Here is a 20,666-nt window from a genome sequence, read left to right as displayed (position 1 = left end):
CCGTGAACACGCCTTGCCCTGCCAGAAAAGAATGTGTATCGCAACAGCATTGGCCAAGTCGGGGTATAGCTCAGCCTGGTAGAGCACCGGTTTTGGGAACCGGGGGTCGCAAGTTCGAATCTTGCTGCCCCGACCATTGGCCATGCGAGGGAAAACGACAATGGTTGCACGAATTTATCGCCCGTCCCGCAACGCCATGCAATCGGGCAAGGGCAAGAGCCAGGATTGGGTGCTGGTGTTCGAACCGGAACAGCCGCGCACCATCGAGCCGCTGATGGGCTACACCTCCTCGGGCGACATGAAGCAGCAGATCACGCTGCGCTTTGAAACCCTCGAAGAAGCCGAATCCTACGCACGTCGCGAGGGCATTGCTTATTTCGTCCAGCCCGCGCAGGAGCCCACCATCAAGAAGGTGAGCTATCCGGACAATTTCCGCTACGACCGCAAGACGCCCTGGACGCATTGATCAAACCTATTCGGGTTTCCGCCGAATCGGCTGATGGTCTTACCGGTCGGCGTGGGAGGTTCGGCGGCTGGATACCTATCTGCTCATCGTCATCCTTGGCGCCGTCGTCGCGGGCTTCATTCAGGGGCTCGCGGGCTTTGCCTTTGCTCTTGTCAGCCTGAGCATCTGGGCCTGGGCTGTTGATCCGGCACTGGCTGCGCCGATGGCCGTGTTCGGATCGCTGGTCGGGCAAGTGGTCACGCTTCCGATCGTGGGACGGCATTTCGACCTCAAAGGCATGATTCCGTTCGTCATCGGCGGTGTGGTTGGCGTTCCCCTCGGCATCTGGCTGCTTGGGGTTCTCGATCCGCTGGGCTTCAAGTTCGCGCTTGGCGTTTTCATGGTGGTCTATTGTCCGCTCATGCTGTTCGTGCCGCATGATTTCCGTTTGCGCGTCGGAGGCCGATGGGCAGATGGAATCGCCGGATGGTTTGGTGGCATCTTTGGCGGTTTGGGAGGAATGGCGGGCCCTATCCCCACGCTCTGGTGCACGTTGCGCGGCATGGACAAGGACACCCAACGCGGCATCATGCAGGGGTTCAATATAGCCATGCATGTGTCGACGATGGTTGGTTATTTTCTCGCCGGATCGATCATCACTAGCCAAACATGGAGCTACTTCGCGCTCATATCGGCGGCGCTCGTCGTGCCGGCATTGCTCGGCGCGCTGCTGTTTCGACGCCTCGATACCCGCGCCTTTCGCCGGCTCGTCCTCGTCCTGCTGTTCATCTCGGGTCTGGTCCTCACCGCCTCGACCGCCCCGGCGATCTTCGCTCGATAACAGCGCCTCGCTCTACGCCGATGGCGGCGTGGGGCGCAATCCAAGAAAAAAAACGCGACGTATGGTCCCCCAACCATACGTCGCGCGGGAGGAGTTCGTCGTCTCCGCGGCACCTCAAAGGGGCGCCGCGGAGAAATCGGTTAGACCAGCAGCGCCTGTGCCTCGACAGGGCCTAGCGCGTCCGGGCGCTGGCATGTGGTCGTTAGCGTGATTGCCTGCCCCATCTCGGCGGATTTGAGGATCGACGTCATCACGTCCACTCCATGGAGCGTGGTTTCCAGCGAGCAACGCGGCTTGCGCCCGGCATCGATGGCCAGCATCATGTCGGCCAGCCCCGCCGTGCGGTAATTGGCGAAGGGGGGGCCTTCTGGCCGCTCCCAATTGGCGACCCCCAGCGGGTGCTTCCAGGGCTCGACCACCTCCCGAAAGCCGTTGCGCCGCGCGAGCACCAGTTCACCGCCGAAGAAATTGGGATCGGGAACGTAGAGCGAGCCGTCGGTGCCGTAGATTTCCATATTCGAGTGCTGGTGCGCCTCCACGTCCCAAGACGCCCCTAGCGTCACCAACGCTCCGTTGTGGAACTCGAGCACCGCATGGATGGTGGTCGGCGTTTCAACCGAAACATATTGCCCCCGTCGCGGTTCGCTCGAAATCTCGCGCCGATCGCGCGGTGTCGAGGCAATCGCAGTGACACGCCGCACCGGCCCGATCAGGTTGATGAGATTGGCCACGTAATAAGGTCCGATGTCGAGTATCGGTCCTGCCCCGGGTTTGAAAAAGAAATCGGGATTGGGGTGCCAATGCTCCATGCCATGGCTCATCACGTGGCACGTCCCGGCGACCACGCGGCCGATAGCCCCCTCATCGACCAGGGCACGGGCCTGCTGGTGTGCTCCGCCCAAAAAGGTGTCCGGCGCGCAGCCAACCTGCACGCCATTGGCCTCGGCGGTCTCCTTCAAATCCTCGCCTTCCTCAAGCGTAAGAACGAGGGGCTTTTCCGAATAGGCGTGCTTGCCTGCCGAGACGATGGCCTTGGAGATCGCGTAATGCGCCTCGGGAATCGTTAAGTTGACGATCACGTCGACGTCGGGATTGGCCAGAAGCTCGTCGGGCGTTTGTGCCGTCACCTTGAACTCGGCAGCCCGTGCCTGAGCCGCTTGGGGAAGAATATCGGCGATCGCCCGCACTTCGATCCCCTTGAACAGGGGCGCGAGCTTGAGATACGCCGCCGAAATGTTGCCGGCACCCAGGATGCCGACGCCGTAGGTCTTGCTCATTTGGTCGTCCTAAAGGGACTTCGCCGCCGCGATCGAGCGCGACGCAAAGCGTTCCAGATCGTTGGGATTGTCGTGTTCCATCACGAAATATTTCGCGGGCGTCCTGTCTCGGATCGAAGCGAACAGTTCCTTCCACGGGACAGTGCCGTGACCGAGGTCGGCCCAGCCATCTTCGTCGGTGGCCTCGCCCTCAGCCGCTATGTCCTTGAGATGCACGGCCACGATGCGATCCGCATGTTCCGCGATCCAGCGCTGGGGATCGTTCTCACCACGCACCACCCAGGCCACGTCCATTTCCCAATCGATCTCGGGTGCACCCTGGAGGATGATGTCCATGGGCGGCCGACCCGAGGCGGTCGGCCAGAATTCGAAATGGTGGTTGTGCCAACCGAAACCGAAGCCCTGGTCCTTGTAGAACTTGCCCAACTCGCCAAGTTCCGCGGCAAGAGTCACCCAGTCTTCTTCGGGCTGCTTCCACTTGTCGTGCGGGATGGCAGGACAAAACAGCGTCTTTATGCCGATGGTTCTCGCCGTCTCGACCGCCTTGGGCTTGTCCCGCAATTGGTCGAGCCCGAAATGACCGGTCGGCATGGTAAGGCCGTTTGCGTCGAGATCGGCCTTGAGCACCGACGGATCGGCGTAGAGCCCGCCGTAGCCCTCGACCTGGGTATAACCGAGCCGGGAGAGCAGCTTGAATACATCCGCTACAGGCGGAAAGTTCCGGGCGCTGTAGAGCTGAAAGGAAAAGTCGGTCACTTGATACTCCTAGATGCGCTCGCCGCTGGCGGCATCGAATATGGACGCCCGGGCCGGATCAAAGCCGAGCCGGATTTTCTGGCCGGTATCGAGATCGAGTTCGCTGTCGGCGCGGAAGGTGAAAGATTGTCCGCCGAGCTTGGCCCAGGCGATGGTGTCCGAGCCCATGGGCTCGACGATCTCGATTTCGGTATCAAAGCTCACCGGCTGGCTGACCGCCGCATCCCCGACGACCACATGTTCAGGCCGAATACCGAGGACGACTTTCGCCTTGAGATTCTCGTTGCCCGGTTCGAAGCCATAGCGCTCGACTGGCATTGTCACGCCGTCGGCGGTAACGGTGCCGCCGCTCAACTCGCCATTGATGAAATTCATCGATGGTGAACCGATAAAGCCGGCGACGAACAGATTGACCGGCCGATTGTAGATTTCGTGCGGCGTATCGAGCTGCTGGATGATACCGTCACGCATGATCGCGATACGATCAGCCAGCGTCATCGCCTCGATCTGGTCGTGAGTCACGTAGATCATGGTGTTTTCAAGCCGCTGGTGCAGTCGCTTGATCTCAACTCGCAAGTCTGAACGAAGCTTGGCGTCGAGGTTCGACAGTGGTTCGTCGAATAGGAACACGTCCACGTCCCGCACCAGCGCCCGCCCGATCGCCACGCGCTGGCGCTGGCCACCTGAAAGATTGGCAGGCTTGCGCTCGAGCAGCGGCTCGATCTGGAGCATCTCAGAAGCGCGTTGGACCCGCCTCTCGATCTCGTCCCGAGGCAGTCCCGCAACCCGCAGCCCGAACGAGAGGTTCTTCTTTACGCTCATCTGCGGATAAAGCGCATAGGACTGGAACACCATGCCGATGCCCCGGTTCTTGGGCTCTTCCCAGGTGACGTTCTTGCCCGAGATGAAGATTTGTCCACCCGAAACGTCGAGCAGTCCTGCGATGCAGTTGAGCAGCGTCGACTTCCCGCACCCTGACGGGCCGAGCAGCACCAAGAATTCGCCCTGCTTGATGTCGAGGTTCATCTCCTGGAGAACCTGGACGGCTCCGAAGTTGAGAGACAGGTTGCGGATCGAGACGGAAGTTTCTGTGTTCGTTGTCATTATGCCTTACCCTTTAACCGCACCCGCTGCGACGCCACGGACGAAAAGGCGTCCGGAGACGAAGTAGACGACGAGCGGCACGAGGCCGGTCAGCATCGTGGCTGCCATGTTGACGTTGTATTCGGGGCTGCCCTGCGCCGAGTTGACGATGTTGTTGAGCTGTACGGTCATCGGATAGTTCTGGGTGCCGGCGAAGACGACACCGAACAGGAAGTCGTTCCAGATCCCCGTCACCTGCAGGATCAGCGCCACGACGATGATCGGCAGGCTCATGGGCAGCATCACTTCGAAAAAGATGCGCCAGAATCCGGCCCCATCCACGCGAGCCGCCTTGAACAGTTCGGGCGGGATCGAGGCGAAATAGTTGCGGAACAGCAGCGTCAAGATCGGCATGCCGAAGATGGTATGCACCAGGATCACCGCCCAGATGGTAGCGAAGATGTTGAGTTCGCGCGTGATCATCACCAAGGGATAGATCATCACCTGATAGGGGATGAACGAGCCGAAGATCAGGATGGCAAAGAAGATTTCCGAGCCCTTGAACTTCCAGTTGACCAGCGCGTAGCCGTTGACCGCCGCAACCGCGGTCGAAACAATGACCGAGGGGATGAGGATCTTCACCGAATTCCAGAACCCAGGTGAAAGCCCGTTGCAGGTTAATCCCGTGCACGCCTCACTCCAGGCTTTCACCCATGCTTGGCCGGATAATTCCACCGGCGGGGCAAAGATGTTGCCGAAGCGGATCTCGGGCATGGTCTTGAACGAGGTCACGACCATGACGTAGAGCGGGAAAAGGTAATAAAGGCACGCGACGAACAGGATCGAATAGAGCACGATCCGCTTGGGCGTGAAGAACGGCTTGGGCCGCGGCCCATGTGGTCCATCGAGCGCCAGATCGCCCTTGACCGCGTCCATTGCGACATGGGTGGAAAGCTGCGCGGGATTGCTCATGACTTCCTCCCCCGTCCGCCGAATTCGAGATAGGCCCAGGGCACGATGATGATCAGCACGGTGACCAGCATCATGGTCGAGGCGGCCAGCCCCTGCCCGATATTTCCGGCCGTGAACATGTAGTCGTAGACGTACTTGGCCGGCACTTCCGACGAGATGCCCGGCCCGCCATTGGTGAGCGCGATGACCAGGTCGTAGAGCCGCACGATGCCCGATCCGGCCAGCACCACGGCGGTGACCAGAACCCCGCGCATCATGGGCAGTATGATGAAGATATAGGTTCGCCAGGTGGGTATGCCGTCGACCCGCGCGGCCTTCCAGATTTCCTCATCGACGCTGCGCAGCCCGGCGAGCATGAGAACCATCATGAAGCCCGTGCCCTGCCAGAGACCGGCAATCAGCAACCCATAGAGCACGAGGTCGGAACGCGCGATCCAATCCAAGGTGAACCATTCGAACCCCAGGTTCCGCATCGTCCCCTGCAGGCCCAGCGTGGGGTTCATGATCCACTGCCAGACGAGTCCCGTCACGATGAACGAAAGCGCGAACGGGTAAAGCATGATTGTGCGGAAGGCGCTCTCGAAGCGGATTTTCTGGTCCATCAGCACGGCCAGCAGAAAACCCATGGAGAGCGTGAAGGTCAGCGAGAGAATGCCGTACCAGAAGAGGTTGGTCACCGACACGTTCCAGCGCGAGGTGCCGAACAGGCGCTCATACTGCTGGAAGCCGACGAAGTCGCCGGTCGGCAAAAGACGTGAATCGGTGAACGAGTACCAGATGGTCCACAGCGTGCAGCCGATGAACACGACCAGCACCGTAGCGATCATTGGGGTTGCGGCGATCTTGGCCGAAAGATTGCGGGTGAACATCTGGCGCACAACACGCCCTATCCCGCTCTCCTCCCTGGCACGCTCGCCTTGAGCCGTAGCGTCAGTCAAGGTCGATCCCTCCGTTGAGGCGGACAGCGGCCAGCCCGAGGAGGCAAGCCGGCCGCTGTCCAGTCAGGCGACGCGAATGCGCTTAGTTGGCGCTTTCGATGATCGAGGCGTAGCGCTCGATATAGTCGTCGACGGAGATGGAGTCGTTGTCGAGGAACTCGATATTGAGGTCCTGGAGCTGCTGCTGGGTGTCGCTCGAAAGCGCGAAGTCACCCGAGGGCAGAAGGCCGTTCTCGATAAGGCCGAGCGCCTTCTGCATGCAGGCATTGGCCTGCGAAAGGTCGATGTCGGTCCGGATCGGCATCGAACCCTTCTTGAGATTGAAGGCTAACTGGGCCTCCGGCGAGATCAGCACACGGGCCAAATCCGCCTGGGCTTCGATCACTTCGGGATCGGTTCCTTCAGGCAGAACCGGGAAGTAGAAGGCGTCACCGCCACCCGAGAGCTGATCGCCGACACCGAGCGCCGGCAGACATTCATAGTCCTCACCGGGCACACCGCCTGCGATCTGCAGGTCGCCCTGCAACCAGTCGCCGTGAATGTTGCCGGCAGCTTCACCGGCCAGGAGCTGATTGCCCACATCGGCAAAGGAGGGAACCATGGTTTCGGGCGAAACCACCTGACGGATCGCGTCCCAGGCTTCGGCATATGCACGGAATTCGGGACTGCGGACAGCCTCTACGTTCTTGTCGCGGTTGATGGCCAGGATGAGGTCGCTACCACCGATGGCGGCCTGCAGCGGACCAGGGATACCGGCAATCGGCCATCCGGAAGCAAGGCCGAAGGGCAGGATGCCAGCTTCCTCGAGCGCAGGCCAACTGGCGACGTATTCGTCCCAATTGGTGGGCACGGGCTGGCCGATTTCTTCATAGGCGGCAGTGGAGAGCCACAACCAATCCCACGAGTGGATGTTGATCGGGAAGCAATAGATCCGCCCCTCATAGGTGCACGGTTCGAGCAGCGACTGATCGACGTAGAAGCTCTCGATATCCATTTCTTCGGCGATGTCCGTGAGATCGCGCATCAGACCGGCTTCGATGAGTTCTTCGGCATCGCGGCCGGTGTTCATCTGTGTCGCGCCCATCGGGTTGCCACCGATGATACGGCTGATGATTACCGGGTTGGCACCGGTCCCCGAGCCTGCCAGTGCGCTGTCGACCCAGGTATGACCGGCCTGCTCTTCGAACACGCGAGCAAATTCGGCGACCGCGGCCGCCTCGCCGGGCGAGGTCCACCAGTGCGTTACTTCAAGATTGGCCGCCGAAACGGCAGTCGTGCTCATCAAGCCAGCCGCAAGGGATGCGGCCACGGCAAAATTCTTCATTTCAATGATCCTCCCAAGGTTCCCAAGACCGCCCTCAGGCGGCCTTTTCCTCCATCAACCGTACCGCGGCTCCTCAACACACGGTTCTCCGCCACACGGAGATGTAATCGATTACAGCGCCATAAAACGGCGACTTGCAATCGATTTCAGCATAGTCATTTCATTCTGTAATCGATGTCAAGAGCGAATACGACGAAAGTCGCATAGCTGTGAACAGCCATGAAAAACCCGCGCTCCGTCTCCGGAACGCGGGCATTGGCCGTCACCTCGGTGAGCTTACGCCGCTTGGCGAGCTCGCTTGGCGCGTTGCTTTTTGCGGTTACGCTGGCTTGCGGCCTTCATGGGGTCGAACGGCCGCACAACGGCCTTGCCCGAAGGCTTGCCGGCGCCGGCGGGCTTTCCGCCCTTGCCGCGAGCACGCTTTGGCCCGTTGCCGCGCATGCCACGCTCTGGCCGCGTTCCGCTTGCGGTTTCGATGGTCTGACCGGTCAATTTCTCGATGGCAAGCAGCAGCCCGAAATCGTCAGGGCTGCACAGCGCCACGGCTTCGCCCGATGCCCCTGCCCGTGCCGTCCGGCCGATGCGGTGGACGTAGTTGTCGGCCACCTGCGGCAGGTCGAAATTATAGACGTGGCTCACCCCCGGGATGTCGATGCCGCGCGCCGCCACGTCGGTGGCCACCAGCACGCGAATATCGCCGGCACGGAACGCCTTGAGGGTGCGGTCACGCTGTCCCTGACTCTTGTTGCCATGGATCGAACCCGTGGCAAAACCTGCCTGTTCGAGTGTCTTGGTCAGTTTTTCCGCACCGTGCTTGGTACGGGTAAAGACCAGCGAGAGGTTGTCGAGATCTGCCGAAAGCAGATCCTTGAGCAGAGCGACCTTGCCGGCACCATCCACGAAGTGCACCGATTGGGCGACTTTGTCCGCTGTCCGGCCCGGAGGCGTCACTTGGACGCGGACCGGATCGGTGAGATAGGCGGACGCGATCTCGCTCATCTGCTTGGGCATGGTTGCCGAAAACAACATGGTCTGACGCGGCTGCCCCACGAGGCGCGAAATCTCACGCAGGGCATGGATAAAGCCAAGATCGAGCATCTGATCGGCTTCGTCGAGGACGAGATGCTTTGCCGAATCGAGCCGGATCGCCTGGCGTTTGACCAGGTCGAGCAGCCGTCCTGGCGTTGCGACCGCGATATCGCTGCCATGCGACATTGCCTTGATCTGGGCGCCGATCGAAACGCCGCCGACAACTGCGTTGACCTTGATCGGTCCACCCTTGGCGAAGGCGCGCAGATTGGTGGCGATCTGGTTCACCAGTTCGCGTGTCGGCGCCAGGATCAGTGCCTTGCAGGTCTTGGGCGCCGGCTTGCCGGGCTGGGCAGCCAGGTGTTGGATCAGCGGCAGCCCGAACGCTGCCGTCTTGCCGGTCCCTGTCTGGGCCAGCCCCATGATGTCGCGCCCGTCCAGTGCCAGAGGGATCGCCTTGGCCTGGATCGGCGTCGGTTCGGTGAACCCCAGAATGCCGAGGGTTTTAAGAAGATGTGAATTAAGGCCGAGGGCCTGAAAGTCGGTCAAATGATATCCTTTCCGGCACCCCCACCGGGATACCGGATAAAAATGCGACACATCGCCGTGCGCCCCGATGGAACGCGGACGTATGCCGAAGCGGTTGCAGGGCCGCCCAAACTCGGAGAAACCACATTGTCTCTCGAGCGTCAGCCCCGTCAGAACCCCGCGTGATCTGGGAACTTGTGGGAGAATTCATGCCGGCTAGATGGTCCGCCCCTTCCGGGCGGCGCGGCTGCTCACGCGGCAGCGCACGGCACGAAGCAGCATATCGTCGCTTGCGCCTTCAAAGTCAAGGCCTTCCCGCGCAAACGCCCATTCAGGCCATGAGAAGCGAGCTGGCGACCCCGGCAGGATTCGAACCTGCGACCAATAGCTTAGAAGGCTACTGCTCTATCCAGCTGAGCTACGGGGCCGCTTGCAGGCGTGCTGTAGCGCAATCGATCCGATTTGTCAGCCGCCAACCTTGGCAGGTTTCCTGATGCGTCCGCCGCTAAAACGGGGACGCCGAGGCGCCCCTTGAGAAATTTCCCGTCCGCTATTCGGCCGCCGATGCCTCGCTCTCCATAAAAGCCATTTTCGGATTGAGCGCCCGCCGCCCCATGGCGCATTCGATTTCGGCCAGCAGAACGGGCAACTCGCCCGGCGACTTGATCGTATATTGGGGCTGCTCGGTCGCATCGACCGGGACCTTGTGGCGGCGCGGCGACCAATCCTGCCAGATCGAGACAATCCCCATGGCGTTGGCGCCCTTGATATCGCGCCCCAGATGATTGCCCACCATGACGACGGAAGCGGCATCCTCGCGCGTCAATCCAAGAGCGGCCAGCGCCGCTTCGAACATCCGCGCCGCCGGCTTCTCGCATCCTTCGGCCTCGGAAATGATTTCCGCCTCAAAGTGCTGGGAAACGCCATGACCGCCCAGGATATTGGCAAAGCTCTTGACGCGCCCGTCAGCCACCAGCGCGATCCGGTAACCCTGGGCCGCGAGCGTCTCGACCATTTCCCTGGCACCGGGGATCAGATCGGCAACGATCACATGATCGTCCTGGTCCCGGATTTCCGAAGCTTCGTCAACCAGAGTATCGCCACTGTCGAGCAGCACGGCCTTGATCAGCGGCTGGTCGGCGCGCACCTGGGCAACGATCTGCGGCACCCGCGCGCTGATGAATTCATGCAGCTCCGGCCAGGACATGTAGTCGATCCCGGTGGTATCGAAGGCTTGGGTAAAGTCGTAGGCCGGGACAAAGGCGCGGTTCTGCAGATAGCGCCGGATCGCGCGATGATCACTGGTCGTGATGTCGGCGAAGACCTCGCGGAACATGGCATTGATGAGCACGTGTCCAGCGCTCGTCATCGACGTGCAGCATGCGGTCAACCAATCGCGGCGCTCGATGATCGGCTCGGCCGCCGGGTGAAAGGCGTGCTTCCCCGGCTCGGAATAGAGCGTCACCCTACCCTCTTCGACCGGCAGCTCGCCATCGGCCCGGCGCATGGGATAGAGCTTGCCATGTGCGCTCGCATCGACGCCGATCACCTGATCGTTCTCGTCCAGCTTGAGCCAGACATGCTCGAGTTCATAAAGGTGCTGAATGTCCCAATCCCACCAGATCGCATATTCGATCACCTTGGCGACACCGGGTTCGAACGTGATGTCCAGCGGCGCGCTGGGCGAGATGCCGGGCCGGTCCAGCACCGTTATGCCCACCTTGGAGGGCAGGAAAGGTTCGTTGGCCGCAAAGCGGATCACCGGCGCAACGCGGCGCGCGAGGTCGAGGTCGGATTGCGTGGGAAGCACGGTCACGGCAGCGCGCGCGTCATAAGCCATTTTTGGGATTCTCTTCTGGACTGCGTAGGAAGCGTGCAGTGCAATAGGGACGCGGTGCTGCAGTTTTGTTACGTATTTTTGAAAACGATTTCAATGCCGTATCGACCCCGTAGAATCACGTACGAGAACAGCGTTTTCGAGCACGATCTGTTGGACGGGGGTTTCGGGGGTGCGGATGTGGTGGAGGAGGGTGCGGGCCGCGAGGGTGCCCATTTCGTGGATGGGCTGGCGCACGGTGGAGAGGGTCGGGAAGGTGATGCCCGATTCCATGATGCCGTCATAGCCGAGGATGGAGAGGTCCTGGGGGATGGCGATACCGCGGCGGTGGGCGGTTTGCATGGCGCCGATGGCCAGAATGTCGGTGGTGCCGAACAGGGCGGTGACATCGGGCCGGCGGGTGAGCAGGGCGTCGGCTTCGGCGGCACCCACTTCGAGGGTGGCCTCGTCGAAGGCGCCCGAGAACACGAGTTCCACGTCGGCAGCAAGATCCTTTGCCGCCTGGGTGATGCCACGCATGCGTTCGCTGCCGACATTGCCGACGCCATAGCCGCCCGAGGTCTGGGCCTGCCGGCCGGCTATGATGCCGATCTTGCGGTGCCCCAGTCCGATCAGGTGCCGCATGCCCTCGTATCCGCCTGAATAATTGTCGCAGATGACGGCGCTGACGTGGTTCATCTTCGGCTTCATGTCCGCGAAAACCACGGCAATCCCGGCCTCCTTGAGCCTCGCCACATTGCGCGCCGTCCGCGCGGCCGAGCCGGTGGGACGGATCACCACGCCCTCGGCCCGCAGCTCCAGCATCGAGTCCACATAGGTCTCCTCGCGGTCGGGATCGCCATTGGTCGAGCACAAAAGGGCGCGATAACCTTCCTCGAACATTGCGGATTCAATGGCATAGGCCAATGCGCTCGAGAACGGCGTGCGCTGCTGGCGCAGGAACACGCCGACGACGCGGGATTGCTGCGTCCGGAAGCTGGCGGCCAGGCGGTTGGGGGCGTAGCCGAGTTCGGAGATCGCCGCCTGCACGCGCTCGCGCACCAGTGGACGGACGTGGGGATAGGCGTTGAGAACGCGCGAGACCGTGGCGATCGAGACGCCGGCATGACGCGCCACGTCCTTGATGGTGATCATTCTCGTCTTCCCCTTCGTGGTCGTAACACGTTCATCTGCAACCGCCATGATGGCGGTATTGAATGGCTGGTTCGCCCCATGTTGGCGGTATTGAAGCCACCCGTGTTCAGCCGCCAAACCCTAAAAGTTTTTGAAATCGTTTTCAAGATTTCTGTCACCGTTGCGCAAAGTCGGGGCGATAAACCGCCCTCGCCTTTCGTCGGGCGCGGGTTCGATTCCACCCAGCCGTCCGACGCCTGCCGAACCAAGCATTGGTCAAACGAGGGTTAGACACATGATCAAGAAACCGACTATGGCGGCTCTCGCCGGCCTGATGGCCGCGACCGCCCTTTCGGGCGTGCCGGCGCTGCCCGCCGTGGCGCAGGACGCGCCCGCCGCGCAGTGCTCGAGCTTTGCCGAAGCGCCGCAACTGGCCGAACGCGTCGCCGCCGGTGAGTTGCCGCCCGCCGCGGACCGCCTGCCGGCCAATCCGCTGGTCGTCGAAGGTCCTGACGGACCTGGCGTTTATGGCGGCGAGTTCCAGGATCGCTGGGGCGGCGGCCGCGTCGCCGACATGCGGCACTATGGCTATGAGCCGCTGGTGCGCTGGAGCGTCGATGGCTCCGAGATCGCTCCGGGTGTCGCCGAAAGCTGGGAAGTGTCCGAAGACGCCACCACATACACCTTTCACCTGCGTGAAGGCATGAAGTGGTCGGACGGCGAGGATTTCACCGCCGACGACATCCGCTACTGGTGGGAAAACATCGAGACCAACGAAAAGATCAACCCGCGCGGCCCGCGCGATATCTTCGTGGTCAATGGCGAACCCATGACCCTGACGGTGATCGACGACTATACCGTCGAGATGAGCTGGTCCCAGCCCTACGGCCTGCTGCTCCAGCACCTTGCCACCCCCTACGGCCAGCGCGTCGTGATGTTCCCCGAGCATTACGTCTCCCAATTCGACATCGACCTCAACCCCGAGGGCGTGGCCGAGATGATGGAAGAAGACGGGGAAACCGACTATACCGCCTGGTGGCGCGCCAATGTCGGCTCCTATGACGACCAGGCCCAGTTCAACGATCCCGAGCGCCCCTCGGTCATGGCCTGGGTGCCCACCGAGAGCTATCTCGACAAGCAGCGCTTCTCGTTCGAGCGCAATCCCTACTATTTCAAGGTCGATGCCGACTGTCAGCAGCTCCCCTACATGGACGCCCACACCTGGACGCTGAGCCAGGATGTGGAAGTCGATCTGCTCGCCGCGCTTCAGGGCGAAGTCTCGATGTCGGGCCGCAACGTATCGATCCCGCAGAACCGCGCCGTGTTCGTCGACGGCCAGGAACAGGGCGACTACCGCCTGATCCCGGCCCAGAGCTGCGACTTCAACAACGCCATCGTCTGGTTCTCCATGAACCATCCCGACGAAACCAAGGCTGAAGTCTTCCAGAGCAAGGACTTCCGCATCGGTCTCAGCCACGCCATCAACCGGCCCGAGATCATCGACGTGGTCTATCTGGGCCAGGGCGAGCCGTTCCAGGCCGCTCCCCTGCCGAACTCACCGTTCTACAACGAGCAACTGGCTACCCAGTACACCGAGTTCGACATGGCGCTGGCCAACGAATATCTCGACAAGATCATGCCCGAACGCGGTGCCGATGGCATGCGCCTGGGTCCGGATGGCGAGCCCTTCTCGTTCCGCGTCGGCATCAATGCCGATTTCAAGCCCGATACGGTCGATGTGTTCCAGCTCGTCGAACGCACCTGGCGCGAGGCCGGCCTGGACGTCACCATGGACTATCGTGCCAACGACCTGCACGGCACCTATGTGAACGACCCCGAGCGTGACGCCGTGGTCTGGGTGGGTGAAAACGGCTGCGGCCAGCTTCCGCTGCTCAACGCCTCGCGAATGATCAACGACGGCGGCACCACTCAATGGGCCAACTGGGACAGCTGGCGTGCCTGGGATCAGGAACGTCTGGGCGTCACCCGTGACGTTCCCGAAGGAACGGTGGCCGTCGAGCCCCCGGCCAGCATCGCTCGCCTCTATGAGCTGCGCGCCGAAATCCCCAACTCGGTCGGCGACGAGCAGGTGGCGTTGATGAACGAATTCAACGACCTTCTGGCCGATGAATTCCTCTCCATCGGCATCGCCTCTCCCGGCGGCTTCTATCGCTCGGTGGACAACAACGTCCACAACGTGCCCGAGCTGATCGAAGGCTGGTACTACCCCGGCCCGGCGCCCGCCAATTTCGAAGCCTTCTTCTACCGCGAAGACTGATCCGAGCCACTTGTCTTACACGGAGCGGCCCCACGGGGCCGCTCCGATCGATATTTTACCGGGACCGCGCCATGCTTCGTTTCATCCTGCGACGTCTCATCTACATCATACCGACGCTGATCGCCGTCTCGTTCATCTCGTTCTACGTTATCGCCCTTCCCCCCGGCGATTTCGTCGACCGGATGGCCATCGAAGCCGCCAACAAGGGCGACTACATGACCCAGGCCGAAATCGAGACCCTGCGGGAAGTCTACGGCCTCAACCAACCGCTGATCGTCCAATACTGGAGCTGGATCACCGACATCGTTTTCTACGGCGATTTCGGCTATTCCTTTTCCTGGCAGCAGCCGGTCTCCGACCTCATCTGGGGCCGCCTGGGCCTTACCACCATCCTGTCGATCGCATCGCTGATCTTCATCTGGGTGGTCGCTATCCCCATCGGCATCTATTCAGCCGTCAAGCGCTACTCGCTGTCGGACTATGTATTCACAACGCTCGGTTTCATCGGGGTCGCCGTCCCCAACTTCCTGCTTGCGCTGGTGATGATGTATGTCGCCTATGCCCATTTCGGCCAGGCGGTGGGCGGGCTGTTCTCGCCCGAATACGTGGAGGCGCCCTGGTCCTGGGCCCGTGTGCTCGACCTTTTGGGGCATCTGTGGATCCCCATGGTGGTGCTGGGCACCGCCGGCACGGCCAGCGTCATCCGCACCATTCGCGCCAATCTGATCGACGAGCTACCCCGCCCCTATGTGACGGCCGCGCGCGCCAAGGGCATGGGCGAGACCAGACTGCTCGTCAAATACCCGGTACGTCAGGCACTGAACCCCTTCGTTTCGGGGCTCAACGACATCTTCGTCGATCTGATCTCCGGCTCGACCATCGTTTCGATCGTGCTCGGGCTGCAGACCACCGGACCGCTGCTGCTCGACGCACTCAAGACCCAGGACATGCACATGGCGGCAAGCTTCATCCTGATGCTGTCGGTGCTCGGCGTCATCGGCACGCTGGTTTCCGACCTGCTGCTCGCCTGGCTCGATCCTCGCATCCGCTACGCCCAAGGATAGGCCCGATGAGCACAATTCCCTTCGGCCAGGACAAGGCCCTCCCCGACCGCACCATCGAAACCGAGATCGACGCCAGCGAGGCGGCGATCGACCGCACCGCCTATGAAGGCCAGTGGTCGCTCATGTGGCGCAAGTTCACCCGGCACAAGCTTGGTGTCGCCGGGGGTGTCGTCGTGATCGTGCTCTATATCATCGCCGCGATGCCGGAGTTCTTCTCGCCCACCGGGCCGGAGGTTTATCACCCCAGCTACACCTATGCTCCGCCGCAGCAGATCCACCTGTTCCTCGAGACCGAAACCGGCACCGAATTCCGTCCCCACGTCAAAGCCTACAATTCGGTGATCGACTACGATTCCGGCCGGCGCGTGTTCGAAACCAGCCCCGACGAAATCCACGAGATCGGCCTTTTCGTTTCCGGCGAGCCGTACCGCCTGCTCGGCCTGATCCCCACCGATATCCACCTTTTCGGAACGATCGAGGAAGGCGCGCCCTTCTATCTCGCCGGTGCCGACCGGCTGGGGCGGGACATCCTCACCCGCACCATCCATGGCGCGCGCATATCGATGACAATCGGGCTGATCGGGGTGGGGCTGAGCCTGTTCTTCGGTATCCTGATCGGCGGGATTTCGGGCTATTTCGGCGGGGTGACCGACAACGTCATCCAGCGCGTGATCGAGTTCATCCAGTCCGTACCCTCGATCCCGCTCTGGATCGGTCTTGCCGCCGCCATTCCACTCGATACGCCACCTTTGCAGGTCTATTTCTTCATCACCATCATTCTTTCGGTGATCGGCTGGACGGGGTTGGCCCGTGTCGTACGCGGACGGTTCCTCTCCATGCGCGGCGACGATTTCGTCAAGGCCGCGCGGCTCGACGGCGCCTCCACCCTGCGCGTGCTCTTCCGGCACATGCTGCCCAGCTTCACCAGCCACATCATCGCCGTCGTGACGCTTGCCATACCCTCGATGATCCTGGCGGAAACCGCCCTCTCCTACATCGGGATAGGCCTGCGCCAGCCGATCGTCTCCTGGGGCGTGCTGCTGCAGGAAGCCCAGAACGTGCGCACCATTGCCGGCGCGCCCTGGCTGATGCTGCCCGGCGCGGCGGTGATCATCGCCGTTCTCGCCCTCAATTTCCTCGGTGACGGCCTGCGCGACGCGGCCGACCCCTATCAGAACTGACGCCCACCATGACTGCACCCTCACCCCTCGTCCGGATCGACGACCTCAAGGTCGATTTCGACCTGCCCCGCCAGACCGTCACGGTGGTCGACGGCGTCTCGCTCACCATTCCCCGTGGCAAGACCCTGTGCCTTGTCGGTGAAAGCGGTTGCGGCAAATCGGTGACGGCCAAGGCGCTGCTGCGCCTAGTGGAAAATCCTGGCCGCATCGCCGGGGGGTCGATCACGCTGGATCGGGAAGACGGACCCGTCGATATCGCCGCCCTCGCCCCCAACGACAAGCTGCTGCGCCAGATCCGGGGCGGCGAGATCGCGCTGATCCATCAGGAGCCGATGAGCTTCCTTTCCCCGCTCTATACGATCGGCAACCAGATCAGCGAAGGGCTGATGCTGCACCGCAAGGTGAGCAAGGCCGAGGCCCGACGCATCGGCATCGAGACGCTGCGCGAAGTCGGCATGCCGGACCCTGAGGCCAAGTTCGACCGCTATACCTTCCAGCTCTCGGGCGGGCAGCGTCAGCGCGCCATGATCGCCATGGCTTTGGTCAGCAAGCCGAAGCTGCTGATCGCCGACGAGCCTACAACCGCGCTCGATGTCACCACGCAAGCCAATATCCTCGACCTGCTGCGCCGGCTGCAGGAAACCGAGGACATGGCCGTGCTGTTCATCACCCACGATCTTGGCGTGGTCGAGGAAATCGCCGACGAAGTGGCGGTGATGTATCTGGGCAAGATCGTCGAGCAGGGACCGGTCGACGACGTGCTCTCCAACCCACGGCACCCTTATACGCGCGGCCTTCTCGCCTCGATGCCGCGCCTCGAAGGCGACTTCAAGGCTCCGCTCAGTGCCATTCGCGGCATGGTGCCCACCCCCGCCAACCGTCCGAAGGGATGCCCGTTCCATACGCGCTGCGCGCTGGCCATCGAGGGTGTTTGCGATGCGCGGATGCCGGCGGCAACAATGGTGGAGAGCGGCCACATGGTCGCCTGCCACGCGGCGGACGAAACCGCCGCACCGGTATCGACGCCCGCGATCGCGGCCGTGCCGACGCCTGCCGCCGCGAACGCCAGAGACGATACGCCGCTTCTCAAGGTGGAGAATCTCTCGAAATTCTTCCCCATCAAGGCCGGCTTTCTCGAACGCACGGTTGGCCATGTGCGGGCGGTGAGCGATATTTCCTTCGAGATCGGGCATGGCGAGACCCTGGGGCTGGTCGGGGAAAGCGGCTGCGGGAAATCGACCCTCGCCCAGACCCTGATCGGCATCCACCGCGCCGATGCGGGCAAGGTGACCTTCGCCGGCCGGGAGGGTCCGGTCGACGTGCTCTCGGCGCGCGGCGGCGTGGCCAAGGCGTTGCGCAGCGACATGCGCATGGTGTTCCAGGACCCCTCCGGCTCGCTCAACCCGAGGCTGCGGGTGCGCGACATCATCGGGGAGGTTCTGGAAGTCAACACCTCGCTCTCGCGCGGCCAGATCGACGCGCGGGTCAAGGAACTGCTCGGCGAGGTGGGGCTGAGCGCCGACTACGCCGGCCGCTATCCGCACGCCTTTTCCGGCGGCCAACGCCAGCGCGTCGCCATCGCCCGGGCGCTGGCATCCGACCCCCGGCTGGTGATCGCCGACGAGGCGGTATCCGCCCTCGACGTTTCGGTGCAGACCCAGATCATCAATCTGATGAAGCGGCTGCAGCGCCAGCATGGGCTCACCTACCTTTTCGTCTCCCACGACTTGGGGGTGATCGCCAACATCTCGGACCGCGTGGCGGTGATGTATGCGGGGCGGATCGTCGAGATCGGGCGGACCGAGGACATCTTCTACCGCCCGCAGCATCCCTATACCGAAGCGCTGCTTGCGGCCATTCCGGGACGGTCGCGGCGCGGGGTGGCGGACAAACGCATCGAGGGTCATGCGCCCGCCGACGGGGCGAGCGAACAGGGCTGCGCCTTTGCCAGCCGCTGCCCCTACGCTCAACCGGCGTGCCGGGCGAGCGTTCCGGCGCTGGCGCAGTCGGTGCCCGGGCAGAACGTGGCGTGTCACCGGGCGGCCGAGCTCGATCTTTCCTCGCCCGTGCGCGCGGCGTAACCCCCGTTTCAGAGTCCTCCGAATGCATCCGCTCGTCGCTCCGGCGCTGTTGTTTTTGTCCAACGCGCTCATGCACATCACGCTGTTCATCCGCCTGCCGGAGATTGCCACCGGCGCCGGGCTGGACAAGGCCGAACTGGGGCTCGCCATGCTGGCAGGCACGGTCGGCACGCTGCTGGCGCTGCCCATCGCCGGCACGGTGACCGACCGGCTGACGCCGCGCGTGGCGGCCGCCTCCATGCTATGCGCCAACGCGGCGATGATGCCGCTGTTCGCGCTGGTGCCGGGCTGGGCGATTCCGGTTATGTTTGCGGTCTATACCTTCATCCGCTCGATCCTCGAGGTGGCCCAGAACATGGTGGCGATCGGGATCGAGCACCGGACGGGGAAGTCGGTGCTTTCGCGCAGTCACGGGTTTTGGTCGGTGGGGCTGCTGGTGGGCTCGCTGCTGGCGGGGGCGATCGCGGGGGTCGGGACGGTTCCGGCGCTGCACCAGGCGATCATCAGCGGGTTGGTGCTGGTGTTGATGGCCGGGTTCCTCGCCATCGCGCCGCGTTCGGTTCCGCTGTCGCGGCTGCCGGGAGCGGAGCGCGGGCCGTTGTTTGCCGTGCCGACCATTCCCGTGCTGCTGGTCTGCGCCATGGTGATCGGGATTTCGCTCACCGAGGGCACGGTTTACGATTGGTCGGTGTTCTATCTTCAGGAGGTGGTGGGGATCGACGTGGCGACGGCGGGGGTGGTTTTCGCCGCCTTTACCGTGGGCATGGGCGGGACGCGGATGGTTGGGGATATGCTGCGGGCGCGGTTTTCGGGAATGGTTCTGGTTCGCGGGAGCGCGCTGGTCTGCATCGCCGGCATGACGACGCTGCTGCTGGCCGAGGGTCCGATCGTCGCCGGGCTGGGGTTGTTCATGTTGGGGGCGGGCGTGGCGCTCAATGCGCCGCTGGGGGTCACCGTCATCTCGCGGCTGCCGGGGCGGTCGCCGTCGCAGAACATGGCGGCGATGTCACTGGCCATGCTGATCGCTACTTTCGGGGTGCCGGCGGGCTTTGGCTACGTCGCCGAATATGTGGGGCTCGCGGCGGTGTTTGCCGGGCTCATTCCCCTTCTGGTCCTCAGTTTCCTCATGGCGCCGGTCGCCGGGCGGTTCCGGCCCCGGGACGCCCAGCCGCAGCCGGCTTGAGCGGTCACATCGCTGTCACCCACCGGTGTGATATAGCGCCTTTCGGCGGTGAGACATGACCAAGAGCACGACACCGGAAAGGCTTCGGACCGCCTGCGAGGAGCTGCTCAGGGCCGCCAGTCGACCCGAGGAGGTGACCGTGCGCGGCATTGCCGAGCGCGCCGGCACCAATATCGGGGCCATCAACTATCATTTCGGCAATGTCGATCACCTGATCGTCACCGTCGCCGAGCGGGTTTATCGCCGCCTCAATGCCGAGCGGCTAACGCTGCTCCATGCGGCCCAGCAGCGCGCCCATCCCGGCCCGGCAGCGGTCGAGGATCTGATCGAAGCGCTGATCGGCCCCTCGATCCGCTGGAGCCTCGATCGCGATTCGAGCTATGGCGTACTGCGGCACATGACCACCCTGGCGCAATCGAGCGGCCACCCGGAAGTTTTCAAGCCGATGATCGAGGATATCGATCACCACCGCCTGTTCATTCCCCATTTCCGCAAGATCGCGCCCTGGCTGAGCGATGTCGAGATCGGCTTTCGCATCTCCTGCCTGCTGGGCGTCCGCTCGCAGATGACGCGCAGCCGAGAGCGGACCGACGAACTCACCGGCCACGCGCTCGATCTTGCCGATCCCGAAATCGTCATCGCCCAGGTCATCGCCGCCACCGCGCCCATGTTCACGGCCCGTCCGGGCAAACATTCAAACGCTGTTCCAAACTCGTCACGCCACTGAGACCGGTTC

18 protein-coding genes and 2 tRNA genes are annotated in these 20,666 nt (G+C 62.7%); 10 read left to right on the top strand and 10 right to left on the bottom strand.

The window, feature by feature from the left end; genetic code table 11:
- The first annotated feature begins 59 nt into the window (after positions 1–59).
- The 3 genes from NO932_RS08485 to NO932_RS08475 all read left to right on the top strand — a co-directional run bounded on the left by NO932_RS08485 (position 60) and on the right by NO932_RS08475 (position 1,286).
- A tRNA-Pro gene (locus NO932_RS08485) sits at positions 60–136 on the top strand.
- A gap of 24 nt (positions 137–160) precedes the next feature.
- A complete protein-coding gene (locus NO932_RS08480; protein ID WP_309161449.1) occupies positions 161–466 on the top strand; it encodes an ETC complex I subunit in 306 nt (101 codons plus the stop codon).
- A 67-nt stretch (positions 467–533) separates the two neighbouring features.
- On the top strand, positions 534–1,286 hold the full coding sequence (locus NO932_RS08475) for a sulfite exporter TauE/SafE family protein (protein WP_309211007.1): 753 nt from the start codon (positions 534–536) through the stop codon (positions 1,284–1,286).
- A 140-nt stretch (positions 1,287–1,426) separates the two neighbouring features.
- Here the strand turns inward: NO932_RS08475 and NO932_RS08470 are convergent, their stop codons facing one another.
- From NO932_RS08470 to NO932_RS08425, 10 genes are all read right to left on the bottom strand, one after another.
- Positions 1,427–2,563 carry a Gfo/Idh/MocA family oxidoreductase gene (locus NO932_RS08470; protein ID WP_309210737.1) on the bottom strand — a complete coding sequence of 379 codons (1,137 nt, stop codon included), beginning with the start codon at positions 2,561–2,563 and terminating at the stop codon, positions 1,427–1,429.
- Positions 2,564–2,572: 9 nt separating this feature from the next.
- On the bottom strand, positions 2,573–3,319 hold the full coding sequence (locus tag NO932_RS08465) for a sugar phosphate isomerase/epimerase (protein ID WP_309210736.1): 747 nt from the start codon (positions 3,317–3,319) through the stop codon (positions 2,573–2,575).
- A gap of 9 nt (positions 3,320–3,328) precedes the next feature.
- Complete coding sequence (locus NO932_RS08460; RefSeq protein WP_309210735.1) at positions 3,329–4,423, bottom strand: ABC transporter ATP-binding protein; 1,095 nt, start codon at positions 4,421–4,423, stop codon at positions 3,329–3,331.
- A gap of 6 nt (positions 4,424–4,429) precedes the next feature.
- Positions 4,430–5,374, bottom strand: a complete 945-nt coding sequence (locus NO932_RS08455) for a carbohydrate ABC transporter permease (RefSeq protein WP_309210734.1) — start codon at positions 5,372–5,374, stop codon at positions 4,430–4,432.
- Positions 5,371–6,243, bottom strand: coding sequence for a sugar ABC transporter permease (locus NO932_RS08450; RefSeq protein WP_309211005.1), 873 nt, complete (start codon positions 6,241–6,243; stop codon positions 5,371–5,373). Before NO932_RS08450 ends, NO932_RS08455 begins: the two co-directional genes overlap by 4 nt.
- A 151-nt stretch (positions 6,244–6,394) precedes the next feature.
- Positions 6,395–7,636 carry an ABC transporter substrate-binding protein gene (locus NO932_RS08445; protein WP_309210733.1) on the bottom strand — a complete coding sequence of 414 codons (1,242 nt, stop codon included), beginning with the start codon at positions 7,634–7,636 and terminating at the stop codon, positions 6,395–6,397.
- Between the two features lie 276 nt (positions 7,637–7,912).
- Positions 7,913–9,214, bottom strand: coding sequence for a DEAD/DEAH box helicase (locus tag NO932_RS08440; protein WP_309210732.1), 1,302 nt, complete (start codon positions 9,212–9,214; stop codon positions 7,913–7,915).
- A gap of 330 nt (positions 9,215–9,544) precedes the next feature.
- A tRNA-Arg gene (locus NO932_RS08435) sits at positions 9,545–9,621 on the bottom strand.
- Between the two features lie 122 nt (positions 9,622–9,743).
- Entirely contained in the window at positions 9,744–11,033 is a 1,290-nt protein-coding gene (locus tag NO932_RS08430) for an HAD family hydrolase (protein ID WP_309210730.1), read from the bottom strand.
- 90 nt (positions 11,034–11,123) lie between these two features.
- Complete coding sequence (locus NO932_RS08425; protein WP_309210729.1) at positions 11,124–12,164, bottom strand: LacI family DNA-binding transcriptional regulator; 1,041 nt, start codon at positions 12,162–12,164, stop codon at positions 11,124–11,126.
- On the opposite strand from NO932_RS08425, the gene NO932_RS08420 reads away from it, so the two are divergent.
- The 7 genes from NO932_RS08420 (at position 12,135) to NO932_RS08390 (ending at position 20,657) form a co-directional block, all read left to right on the top strand.
- The gene (locus NO932_RS08420; protein ID WP_309210726.1) at positions 12,135–12,434 is read left to right on the top strand and encodes a hypothetical protein; all 300 of its coding nucleotides are present in this window, start codon (positions 12,135–12,137) and stop codon (positions 12,432–12,434) included. The genes NO932_RS08425 and NO932_RS08420 overlap by 30 nt on opposite strands.
- A gap of 4 nt (positions 12,435–12,438) precedes the next feature.
- On the top strand, positions 12,439–14,421 hold the full coding sequence (locus tag NO932_RS08415) for an ABC transporter substrate-binding protein (protein ID WP_309210724.1): 1,983 nt from the start codon (positions 12,439–12,441) through the stop codon (positions 14,419–14,421).
- Between the two features lie 71 nt (positions 14,422–14,492).
- On the top strand, positions 14,493–15,485 hold the full coding sequence (locus tag NO932_RS08410; protein WP_309210723.1) for an ABC transporter permease: 993 nt from the start codon (positions 14,493–14,495) through the stop codon (positions 15,483–15,485).
- A 5-nt stretch (positions 15,486–15,490) separates the two neighbouring features.
- A complete protein-coding gene (locus tag NO932_RS08405; RefSeq protein WP_309161461.1) occupies positions 15,491–16,666 on the top strand; it encodes an ABC transporter permease in 1,176 nt (391 codons plus the stop codon).
- 8 nt (positions 16,667–16,674) lie between these two features.
- A complete protein-coding gene (locus NO932_RS08400; protein WP_309210722.1) occupies positions 16,675–18,747 on the top strand; it encodes an ABC transporter ATP-binding protein in 2,073 nt (690 codons plus the stop codon).
- A gap of 22 nt (positions 18,748–18,769) precedes the next feature.
- Positions 18,770–19,930, top strand: coding sequence for an MFS transporter (locus NO932_RS08395; RefSeq protein WP_309210721.1), 1,161 nt, complete (start codon positions 18,770–18,772; stop codon positions 19,928–19,930).
- Positions 19,931–19,985: 55 nt separating this feature from the next.
- On the top strand, positions 19,986–20,657 hold the full coding sequence (locus NO932_RS08390) for a TetR/AcrR family transcriptional regulator (protein WP_309210720.1): 672 nt from the start codon (positions 19,986–19,988) through the stop codon (positions 20,655–20,657).
- The last annotated feature ends 9 nt before the right edge of the window (positions 20,658–20,666 follow it).

It is taken from the genome of Pelagibacterium sp. 26DY04, assembly GCF_031202305.1.
GTDB lineage: Bacteria > Pseudomonadota > Alphaproteobacteria > Rhizobiales > Devosiaceae > Pelagibacterium.
Note: the sequence above shows the minus strand (reverse complement) of the source record. Positions and strands in the feature narration are given on the sequence as shown.